Raw genomic sequence first — 11,187 nt, forward strand, 5'->3', positions numbered from 1 at the left:
CGGCTCCTCTGTAATGTTTGCGGGGAACTGCGTGAATCCATCGAGATTCGGGGTTGCAGTTTCGTTTGGTAGATGCAGTCGAAAGCCTGGTTCGTCGAGTGTGCGGCGCCCTCACCGCTTGCGGGACACGCCGTGAATCCGTCCATGGAGGCTCGGTGGCGGCATCCATGCCGCCACACGGTCCCGCAAGCGGCGAGGGCACCGCACCAGATAGTTGGTCGGCTGTTTTCCTGAAAGCTTGTTGCCCAGCCTGGCAGATGAAAGGTTGAGAGGTCACGTGTTGAAAGCGTGTCGGCTACTCCGCTTGCAACGAGAAGGCGGTGAGAAGCCAGTTGGCCCCAGAGTGATCCACACAGCGCACCTCATGCTCTTGCTTGCAAACGTGCACACCGACCCTCTCGACTGGTCCTTGCCCGCCCACCGTCGCGGGACCTTACGCGGCATGGATGCCGCGTAAGAGCCTACAGGGACGTACTTGCGGCGTGTCCTGCGACGGTGGGCGGGCAAGGGCCTCGCAGCCAAACCGCAGCCCGCCGCTCTACTGCCGACCTGGTCGCGCGCGCCCACACCCCAAAGACACAACCGCGCAACGACATAAAGACAGCCAGGATTCCAAGTCGCAGCATTGTTTAGTAGACGCGGCCAAAAGAATGGCTGAAGGCCGGCCGTTGCACAGGACGCGTTGATCTACTGCTGAAGATGAGTTGCTACCCGCATAAAAACGACTTGGGCGCGAACGACGTAGAAGTCGTTCGCGCCCAAGCCTGTGCAGCTCATGCGGATGCGGTTACGCCAACATGCGCACCTTCGGTTCGCGTGCCCACTGGCGGGTCTTGGCGGCAGTGATGAATGCCTTGGTATCTGCCGCCGCGATCACACCCGCGTCCTTGCCGACATTGCCGGCCTTCAGCAGCAGCTGCGCGCCATCGTCGAAGGCGATTGCCTTCAGATGCGCCCACGCATTGCTGACAAAATCCAGAGCCGCCGATTCGCGTGTCAGCGCCTTGGCAGCTTCCGACGACAACACCACCGCCACCGCATCGAACACCACCGAGGGTGTGCCAGCCAATTGACCGTCGGCAGCCAGTTGCTTGCCGTCGCTGAGCTTTGCGCCGCCCAGTTTTGGCGCAACGATCTTGACCGTGGCACCGGCGGCTTCGGCAGCCTTGCGCACCGCCTTGATCGTCGCTGCATCGGAGCCGTCGTGAATCAGGATGCCGACCGTGCGGCCCTGCAAGGTGTCCTTCATCTTGCCGATCAGCTGCAAGGCGGGCGACAGCGGCATGTCGGTCGGTGCGACCGCAGCCGGCGGTGCCGGCGGCAACGTGGTCATGCCCATGCCATCGGCCACACGCTGTGCCAGCGTCGGGTCGATGTGACGCAGGTGACCGACGATGGCTTCACGCACGTGCGCGGTCTCCACCTTGGACAACTCGAACACCAGCGCCGATGCCATATGCGCCTGTTCCGGTGCGGTCTGGCTGCGGAAGAACATGCGTGCCTGGCTGTAGTGATCGGCAAAACTTGCTGCGCGTACGCGGCCCTTGGCGCCGTCTTCGGCCGGTGTCGCATGGCTGGGGAATCCACGCAGCGCCTCACGCGGTGCATCGGCCTGCAACGAGCTGGGTTCGTAGGCGACACGGCCCTTGGGGACGCCCATCTGCATATGGCCGTCGCGCTGGTTGTTGGCGAACGGGCACTTGGGCGCGTTGACCGGGATCTGGTGGAAGTTCGGTCCACCCAGGCGGCTCAGTTGCGTATCCAGATACGAGAACAGGCGGCCCTGCAGCAGCGGATCGTTGCTGAAGTCGATGCCGGGCACGATGTTGGCCGGGCAGTACGCCACCTGCTCGGTCTCCGCGAAGAAGTTGTCCGGCCAGCGGTCCAGCACCATGCGGCCCACGATCTGCAGCGGCACCAGTTCTTCCGGAATGACCTTGGTCGAATCCAGGTGATCGAACGGGAATGCATCGGCTTCCGCCTCGGTGAACAGCTGCACGCCCAGCTCCCACTCGGGGAAGTCGCCGCTCTGGATCGATTCGAACAGATCGCGACGATGGAAGTCCTGGTCGGCGCCGGCAATCTTCACCGCCTCGTCCCAGATCGTGGACTGCAGGCCGAGCTTGGGGCGCCAATGGAACTTGACGAAGGTGCTGTCGCCCTTTTCATTGAGGAAACGGAAGCTGTGGATGCCGAAGCCTTCGATCATGCGCAGCGAGCGCGGAATGGTGCGGTCGCTCATCGCCCACATGATCATGTGCATCGATTCAGGGCTCAGCGAGATGAAGTCCCAGAAGGTGTCGTGCGCACTGGCAGCCTGCGGGAAACCGCGGTCCGGCTCCATCTTCACCGCGTGGATCAGGTCCGGGAACTTCATCGAATCCTGGATGAAGAACACCGGGATGTTGTTGCCCACCAGATCCCAGTTGCCTTCCTTGGTATAGAACTTCACCGCAAACCCGCGCACGTCGCGCGGCGTGTCCACCGAGCCGGCGCCACCGGCGACGGTGGAAAAACGCGTGAACAACGGCGTCTTTTCGCCGACTTCCGTGAAGATCTTGGCAGTGGTGTACTGGCTCAACGACTTGGTCAGCTCGAAATAGCCATGCGCCGCGCTACCGCGTGCGTGCACGATGCGCTCGGGAATGCGCTCGTGATCGAAGTGGGTGATCTTCTCGCGCAGGATGAAGTCTTCCAGCAACGTCGGCCCGCGCGGCGTTGCGCGCAGCGAGTTCTGGTTGTCGCCAACCGGAATGCCCTGGTTGGTGGTCAGCTGCGGATGGGTGCCGCCGGCCTTCTGATGCAATTCATCGCCCGTGCCGCGCAACGTTTCGGGAGTTGCGCTGACAGCAGCGGTGGACGGAAGTTGCGCGGACTTGCTGGGGGACTTGGGCATGGGACTCCACTCTGGCGGGCTTGAGATGCGGGCTGATCCACTGAGCCTGGGAGTGGCGCTGTTAAGTGCACGTGTCTGCATGCGAACGAATACTCACATGCAGCTAAAAGCTTGCGCTGGATCGCAGCAGCCTGATGCGTCTGTCACGCAATACACCGATGCATTGTCTCAAGCGCATGCAGCGAACGCGACCGTTGCAAGCGACTACAGAAGGTCCAGCGGCTGCTTGCGCGTCGGTGGCGGGAACGCACGGTCCAGTTCGGCAAGGTCCTGCGCGTCCAGTTGCAGCGTGCACGCCGCTGCATTCGCGCGCACATGCGCGGGCGTTCCCGATTCGGGAATGGCAATGACCTGGCCACTGCGGATCGCCCATGCCAGCGCTACCGCAGTTGCGGCCACGCCGCGTCGCTCGCCGATCGCGTGCAGTGCCGGGTGATCCAGCAATGCGCGGCTGCCAAGCGGCGAATACGCCATCACCGTCACCTCGTGCTGTGCACACCATGGCAGCAGGTCGAACTCGATGCCGCGGCTACCGGCGTGATACAGCACCTGATTGACCAGGCAATGCTGCCCGCCCTCGATCTCCCACAGGTCCTGCATGTCCTCCACATCGAAATTCGATACGCCCCAGTCGCGGATCTTGCCGGCATCGCGCAAGGCCTCGAAGGCATCGACCACTTCGCGCAGCTCGCTGCCACCGCGCCAGTGCAGCAGATACAGATCCAGCGTGCGCACGCCAAGCCGCTGCAGGCTGGCCTCGCAGGCACGCGCGATGCCGCGCGCGCTGGCATTGCTCGGCAGCACCTTCGACACCAGATAAGGCCGCTGCGCGCTGTCCATGGCCTGGCCGATCAATTGCTCCGACCGTCCATTGCCATACATCTCGGCGGTGTCGATCAGGCGCATGCCCAATTGCTGGCCTGTCTGCAGCGCATCGATCTCCTGCTGCGGCGGGTGTCGTCCCTGGCCCAGGTTCCACGAGCCGAGCCCGAGTGCCGGCACGCTGCGTCCGTTGCGCAGGCGCACCGTGGGGCAGGGGGATGAGGTGGAAACGGACATGGGTGGCTCCTGATGATGCGATCAATGCGAGGGTGACTGTGCCGGCGTTGCGATCGCGTGCGGTGGCGTCAGCGTTGCCTGTGCATCCCAGAACGTGCAGCGATGCCGTTGCGCGAAGTCGGGCGTTGCGCCGATCCTGCCGGGCGACAGCGTCAACGGAGTGTCGCCATCGAAGCGCGGCCATTGCGGACGGCCAGCCCCGTTCGGATCGCCGGTGCGCGCAAACGCGCCCCAGTAATCCTGCAGCGTATTGGCGAAGGCCTGCTGCGCCGGCGTGAACGCCGGCGCGCCACTGAGTACCCACGGACGCTGGAACAGGTACACCAGCTCGGACGCGTGATATGCACCCAACGGCTGCGAGAACGGCAGGCGCAACAGGCCGTAAGGCGCCTGCGGGTCGTCGAATTCGTACGCATACACCGGCGCGCGGGTGTGCAAGGCCTGGCCCAGCCTACGTGTCGGGCAGGCGAATCCGCCATCGGTGACGATGTCGGCAAATGCATCCCAGCGCGATTGCGCGGCAACGTCCGCGTAGCGCGCCATGATCGCGCTAGGGTCGGCATGCATGCGCTTGAGGCGTGCCTCATAACCGCTGCGCAGGTTGAGCTTGCCGATGTAGGACAGCAACTGCGCAAACAGCCGCCCTTCGTTGCGGTTGGTGCCGATCAGCACCGGCACCTGCGCATGTTGCAGGTTGGCGATCGCCTTGGCGGGCGGCAACGGCAACACCTCGCCGCCGGACATCGGCGCCCACGCATCGCTGCCGGTCAGGCCACGTCGCTGCGGTTTTGCGTCGGCCACGCTGTCGGCAGGCAATGCGCGCAGGCACGCGGCAACATCGCCTGAGCGCTCGCAGCCAAGCGTCTGCGCCATGCGCACACCGCCGCGCTCGGCTTCGGCACGCGGCAGGCTGGAATCGCTGGCCAGGCAACTGCCGCTCTGCAGGATTGCGCGTTGGAACAGGCCGGCCGCGCCCGGTGCGGCCAGTTGATAGCAGATGCTCCAGGCACCGGCCGATTCGCCGAAGACGGTGACGTTGTGCGCATCGCCGCCGAAGGCGGCGATGTTGCGCCTGACCCAACGCAACGCAGCCTGTTGATCGAGCAATCCGTATGCGCCTTCGCCTTCACCACGCAGCGCTGGATGCGCAAAGAAACCGAACACCCCCAGCCGGTAATTGGGCGCCACCACGATGACGTTCTGCCGCGCCGCCAATGCACTCAGGTCGTAGTCGACATTGCTGCCCAGCTCCAGCGCGCCACCGTAGATCCACACCATCACTGCGCGCGGATGCGCCGGCGCAGGGCCGGGTGGCGCATAGACGTTGAGGGTGAGGCAATCCTCGGACACCTGCTTCTGCCCGAAGCGATAACGCGGCAGGCACGCCGGGCCGGCCTGGGTGGCATCGCGGACTCCCTTCCAGGCTGTCGCCGCTTGCGGCGCGCGAAAGCGCAATGCGCCCACCGGCGGCGCGGCGAACGGCACGCCCAAGAACACCCGCCCCTGCGCGCCGGCAACACCGCGGACTGCGCCGGCATCGGTCTGCACCACCTCGGCCTGCGCATCGGCCGCGTGCACCAGCGCCGGCACCTCGCCAGGGCGGCGTGGCGCACACGCGGCCAGCGTGCAGGCCACCAGCAGGAGGATGCCGAAGTGTTTCAGCTGAAGCATGCGCAGGTCTGCCGTGTGCGTGAGGACGTCCGCCATCATCTCCACCGCACGTGTAGGGCAGGCAAACGTGTGGTTGGTAGGGCTCCGGCACGAGATGGCCGGGTACACGTGTTGCTGGGGAGTGAGCGGGTATCGCTGCCTGCGGCGCATGTGTACCTACTCGCGCAGTCGTCCTGCACGAAGTGTCGATGCATCCGCCTGCGACGGGCAGATGGCATCGCTGTCGCCTGGTCGAGTGCGGTGCGATGAGCGCAGCACGCGCCGGAGGGCAATCTTTCATCGCTGCCCATGAAGAGCCGGCTATCGCCCTGGCTGTGACAAACGCAAAACCTGTGGTGGCGGCAGCGCCTGCCTGTCCCGGCACGGCAACAAAAAACCCAGCCGTGTGACCGGCTGGGTTTCGCATTTTTACCTGGTGGTGGCGCTTACGCCTCCACGTCGTCCTTGTACGCATCCACCGGGATGCAGGCGCACATCACGTTCTTGTCGCCGTAGACGTTGTCCACGCGCGCCACCGGCGGCCAGTACTTCTGCTGCTTGAGGCTGGGCAGCGGGAAGGCGGCCAGTTCGCGCGGGTAGGCGTGGGTCCATTCGCTGGCCGACACCTGGGTGGCGGTGTGCGGGGCGTGCTTGAGCGGGTTGTCGTCGCGGTCCAGGCGGCCGTCTTCGATGGCGCGGATCTCTTCGCGGATCTGGATCATCGCGTCGATGAAGCGGTCCAGTTCGTGCTGCGATTCGCTTTCGGTCGGCTCCACCATCAAGGTGCCGGCGACCGGGAAGCTCAGCGTCGGCGCGTGGAAGCCGAAGTCGATCAGGCGCTTGGCGATATCTTCGGCACCGATACCGCTGGTCTTTTCCAGCGGGCGGATGTCGAGGATGCACTCGTGCGCCACCAGGCCGTTGCGGCCGGTGTACAGCGTCTTGTAGTGCGGCGCCAAGCGCTTGGCGATGTAGTTGGCATTGAGCAGGGCCACCTGGGTTGCCTTGCGCAGGCCGCCGCTACCCATCATGGTCACGTACATCCAGCTGATCGGCAGGATCGAGGCCGAGCCGTAGGCCGCCGCGCTGACCATGCCGCCGATGCGCGAGGAGTGTCCACTCCCGCTTTCGGAGTTGAGTCCGCCGCCATGGATGCCGGCACGAGGCAGGTATGGCGCCAGATGCGACTTCACCGCGCACGGGCCCACACCCGGGCCGCCGCCGCCATGCGGAATGCAGAAGGTCTTGTGCAGGTTCAGGTGCGACACGTCCGAGCCCCACTTGCCGGGCTTGGCCACGCCGACCAGGGCATTCATGTTGGCGCCGTCGGTGTAGACCTGGCCGCCATGCGCATGCACGGCTTCGCAGATCGCCACCACGTCCTCTTCGAACACGCCGTGCGTGGACGGGTAGGTGATCATCAACGCGGCCAGGCGCTCGGAGTACTTTTCCGCCTTGGCGCGGATGTCGTCGACATCGACATTACCGTTGGCATCGCACTTGGTCACGACCACGGTCATGCCGCACATCTGCGCCGAGGCCGGGTTGGTGCCGTGGGCGGATTCGGGAATCAGGCAGATGTCGCGATGCGCTTCACCGCGCGCGCGGTGATAGGCACGGATCGCCAGCAGGCCAGCGTACTCGCCCTGCGCGCCGGAGTTGGGCTGCAGGCTGACCGCGTCGTAGCCGGTGCATTCGACCAGCATCGCTTCCAGCTCCTCGATCAGCTGCGCGTAGCCGGCCGACTGCTCGGCCGGGGCCAGCGGATGGATCGCGCCGAACTCGGGCCAGGTCACCGGGATCATTTCGGCAGTGGCGTTGAGCTTCATCGTGCAGCTGCCCAGCGGGATCATGGTGCGATCCATCGCCAGGTCCTTGTCGGCCAGCGAGCGCATGTAGCGCAGCAGTTCGTGCTCGCTGTGGTGGGTGTTGAACACCGGGTGTGTCAGGAACGCGCTGCTGCGCCGCAGGCCGTGCGGCAATGCGTCGGCGGTGGCGGCATCGAGCGCGTCCACATCCGCCTGCGCACCGAACAACGCGGCCAGCGCGACCACATCGGCGCGCGTGCTGGTTTCATCCAGGCTGATGCCGACCGCTTTGCTGTCGATCGCGCGCAGGTTGATGCCGGCGGCGCGGGCCTTGGCGTGGATGGCGTCGGCATCGATCGCCTTGACGTGCAGGGTGTCGAAGAACTGCTCGCCCACGGTGACACCGGCGCCGCGCAGGGCGGCGGCCAGGATCGCGGCAAGGCGATGCGTGCGCCGCGCGATGCGGGTCAGGCCCTCGGGGCCGTGGTAGACCGCGTACATCGAGGCCATCACGGCCAGCAGCACCTGCGCGGTGCAGATGTTGGAGGTGGCCTTCTCGCGGCGGATATGTTGCTCGCGCGTCTGCAGGGTGAGGCGGTAGGCCGGGTTGCCGGCGGCATCGATCGACACGCCGATCAGGCGGCCCGGCATCGAGCGCTTGTAGGCATCGCGGCAGGCCATGAACGCGGCATGCGGGCCGCCGAAGCCGAACGGCACGCCGAAGCGCTGCGAATTGCCGACCACGATATCGGCGCCCCATTCGCCGGGTGCGGCGATCAGGGTCAGCGCCAGCAGGTCGGTGGCCACCGCGACCAAGCCGCCCTGTGCGTGCACCGCATCGGCCAGTGCGGCGTGATCGCCGATGTGCCCGAAGCTGTCCGGGTACTGCAGCAGCACGCCGAAGCACTCGGCCTGCAAGGCCTCTTCCGGCGTGCCGACGCGCAGCACGATGCCCAGCGGCTCGGCGCGGGTGCGCAGCAGTTCCAGCGTCTGCGGGTGCACCGCGTCGTGCACGAAGAAGGTGTCCGACTTCGACTTGGCCGAACGCTTGGCCAGCGTCATCGCCTCGGCCGCGGCAGTGGCTTCGTCCAGCAGCGAGGCGTTGGCGATCTGCATGCCGGTGAGGTCGGCGCACAGGGTCTGGAAGTTGATCAGCGCTTCCATGCGGCCCTGCGAAATCTCGGCCTGGTAGGGCGTGTAGGCGGTGTACCAGGCCGGGTTTTCCAGGATGTTGCGCAGGATCACCTTGGGCGTATGGGTGCCGTAATAGCCCTGGCCGATAAAGCTGCGCTGCACCTGGTTCTTGCTGGCGATGGCGCGGATCTTGGCCAGCGCCTCTTCTTCGGTGATCGCCTCGGGCAGCGCCAGCGCCGCTGGCGACTTGATGTTGCCGGGCACGATCGCATCGGTCATCGCATCCAGCGAGGCGTGGCCAACCACCTCCAGCATCTGTGCGATTTCTGCGTCGTTGGGGCCGATATGGCGTTCGACGAACGCACTGTGGTGTTCGAGGTCGCGCAAGGAAGACGTGGTCTGGGACATGGCGGGCATCCGGGGCAGGGGGCAGACGAATGGTCGACGGCCACCGGACCGGCGTGACACGCGCAGCGCATCACCTCCTGTCGCAGCGACAGTCTTCCTCGCGCCCCTCTGTCCTTTTGCCTGAGAGTTTAAGAACGCGGCATGGCGCTGGGCCTGCCTGCGTTCCGTGCCCCTTCGGCGCCGGCATCGGCCGGTCTCTCCAGAGTTGTACTGCGGATGGTATCGGGCCTGAGCGATTACGGGCTGTTGCGCCTTCGGCAGCGGCAGTGCCGCTTCTCCCACCGTGTTGCCGGCCGATTATAGCCTGCGTGCGCACGCGCCGGAGCGCACGCGGCAGGCCATGCGCTCGGGTTTGCTTAACCTTGCAACGGCCAGCGCCTATCATCAACGCCCTTGTGCTCATCCCGACGCCGCCCCCAGGGCGGCGCCGGCGTGCGTCCCCCCGATGCACCACGTTTCGGATCCCTGCATGACCCCCACCACGCCTTCCACCCGTCGCATGGCGCTGCTGCTCGCCGGGTTGGCGATGTTCGGCCCGTTTTCCATCGACACCATCTTCCCGGCGTTCTCGCGGCTCAGCCGCAGCCTAGCGGTGGACGAGGTGGCGATCCAGCAGACCATCAGCGTCTATCTGCTCGCCTACGGGCTGATGAGCATCGCGCACGGCCCGCTGTCCGATGCCTGGGGCCGCAAGCGGGTGATCCTGGGCGGGCTGGTGCTGTTCATCGCCGGCTCGGTGGGCTGCGCGCTGTCGCAGGACCTGCCCACCCTGCTGGCGTTCCGCGCGCTGCAGGGGCTGTCGGCCGGGGTGGGCATGATCGTCGGGCGGGCGGTGATCCGCGACCTGTTCCAGGGGGCGGACGCGCAACGGCTGATGAGCCAGGTGTCGATGATCTTCGGCATCGCCCCGGCGATCGCGCCGATCATCGGCGGCTGGATCCTGCTCAGCGGTGCCGGCTGGCCGCTGATCTTCTGGTTCCTGGTGGCGTTCGGGCTGGTGCTGCTGGTGGCCACGCTGACCTGGCTGCCGGAGACCCACCCGCCGGAGGCGCGCACGCCGCTGCAGCTGCGCCGCCTGATGCACGACTACGTGCGGATCGGCTTCAACCCGCGTTTTCAGCGGCTGGCGGCGGCCGGTGCGTTCAACTTCGCCGGCATCTTTTTGTACATCGCCTCGGCGCCGGTGCTGATCATGCGCCACCTGCACCTGGGCGAGGGCGACTTCGCCTGGCTGTTCATTCCCACCATCGGCGGCATGACGCTGGGCTCGTTCCTGTCCGGGCGCATGGCCGGCAGCATGGACCCGGTGCGGCAGATCCGCATCGGCTTCATCTGCTGCGGCGTGGCGGCGTTGGCGAACCTGGGCTACACCATGACGGCGGCGCAGATCGCGCTGCCCTGGGCGGTGCTGCCGATCTTCCTGGCTGGCGTGGGCATGGCGCTGATCTTCCCGATCCTGGCGCTGGCCGTGCTGGACATGTACCCGCACCAGCGCGGCCTGGCCTCCTCGCTGCAGGCCTTCACCCAGCTGATGACCAATACGCTGGTGGCCGGGGTGCTGTCGCCGCTGCTGAGTGAACACCCGCGCCATCTGGCGATCGGCATGACCGGTTTTTTCCTGCTGGGCTGGCTATTCTGGCGTTGGGAACGCCGCAGCGGCCGCCGTCTGCGCCGCCGCCAGGCCGAGGAGGCAGTGCCTCTGGAGCCGGCCGACCATCTCTGACCTCACAGGAGCCTGCATGTCCACCGATTCCAAGCTGCGCCGCGATGCCCGCAAGCGCGCCGCCGAGCGCCAGCGCAACCAGGCCGCCGCCAATCCCGCGCCGGTTTCGCCGATCGAGCCGCATGCCGAACTGCGCGACCAGCAACGCACGCTACTGGCCGGCATCGTCCGCCGCGACGGCGAATGGGTGCTGGGCATGGACGGCCGCATTGCCGGCGAAAGCACCAGCGCCGCCCAGGTGCTGGCCCTGATCATGCGCGCGGCCGAGCTGCACGAATGCCAGGGCACGCCGGTGCGGCTGACCTATTCGGACGCGCTCAAGGACGCGGCGCATGCCGAGGCGGCCGCCGATGGCAGGGATTTCGAGGCGTTCCGGATCGAGTTCGCGCAGAAGCTGGTGCCTGCGCGCACCAACTGAGGTCATAACGCAGCGGTGTCGGCGAGACCGGCTCCGGACATGGCCCATTCCGCGTCAGCGGGCAGTGTTCGGTGCTGACCTGCGCCAGCGC

6 protein-coding genes and 1 riboswitch are annotated in these 11,187 nt (G+C 66.3%); of the genes, 2 read left to right on the top strand and 4 right to left on the bottom strand.

The features are described from left to right. Nucleotides 1-787 precede the first annotated feature (787 nt). From ABQ039_RS05780 to gcvP, 4 genes are all read right to left on the bottom strand, one after another. Nucleotides 788-2,896 carry a catalase gene (locus ABQ039_RS05780; protein WP_039528594.1) on the bottom strand — a complete coding sequence of 703 codons (2,109 nt, stop codon included), beginning with the start codon at nt 2,894-2,896 and terminating at the stop codon, nt 788-790. A 204-nt stretch (nt 2,897-3,100) separates the two neighbouring features. Then, nucleotides 3,101-3,955, bottom strand: a complete 855-nt coding sequence (locus ABQ039_RS05785; RefSeq protein WP_349778569.1) for an aldo/keto reductase — start codon at nt 3,953-3,955, stop codon at nt 3,101-3,103. Nucleotides 3,956-3,976: 21 nt separating this feature from the next. Continuing rightward, nucleotides 3,977-5,626: a carboxylesterase/lipase family protein gene (locus tag ABQ039_RS05790; RefSeq protein ID WP_349778570.1), complete on the bottom strand. Its 1,650-nt coding sequence runs from the start codon at nt 5,624-5,626 to the stop codon at nt 3,977-3,979. A gap of 425 nt (nt 5,627-6,051) precedes the next feature. Beyond that, complete coding sequence (gcvP, locus tag ABQ039_RS05795; protein WP_349778571.1) at nt 6,052-8,955, bottom strand: aminomethyl-transferring glycine dehydrogenase; 2,904 nt, start codon at nt 8,953-8,955, stop codon at nt 6,052-6,054. A 98-nt stretch (nt 8,956-9,053) separates the two neighbouring features. Beyond that, a riboswitch (glycine riboswitch) is annotated at nt 9,054-9,168 on the bottom strand. Nucleotides 9,169-9,424: 256 nt separating this feature from the next. Between gcvP and ABQ039_RS05800 the strand changes: the two genes are divergently transcribed. Further along, nucleotides 9,425-10,678 (top strand): multidrug effflux MFS transporter, encoded by a 1,254-nt coding sequence (locus ABQ039_RS05800; RefSeq protein WP_024939474.1) that lies wholly within the window; start codon nt 9,425-9,427, stop codon nt 10,676-10,678. Between the two features lie 16 nt (nt 10,679-10,694). Continuing rightward, nucleotides 10,695-11,096: a hypothetical protein gene (locus ABQ039_RS05805; protein WP_349778572.1), complete on the top strand. Its 402-nt coding sequence runs from the start codon at nt 10,695-10,697 to the stop codon at nt 11,094-11,096. Nucleotides 11,097-11,187 lie beyond the last annotated feature (91 nt).

The organism is Xanthomonas sp. WHRI 6108 (assembly GCF_040202385.2).
GTDB lineage: Bacteria > Pseudomonadota > Gammaproteobacteria > Xanthomonadales > Xanthomonadaceae > Xanthomonas > Xanthomonas arboricola.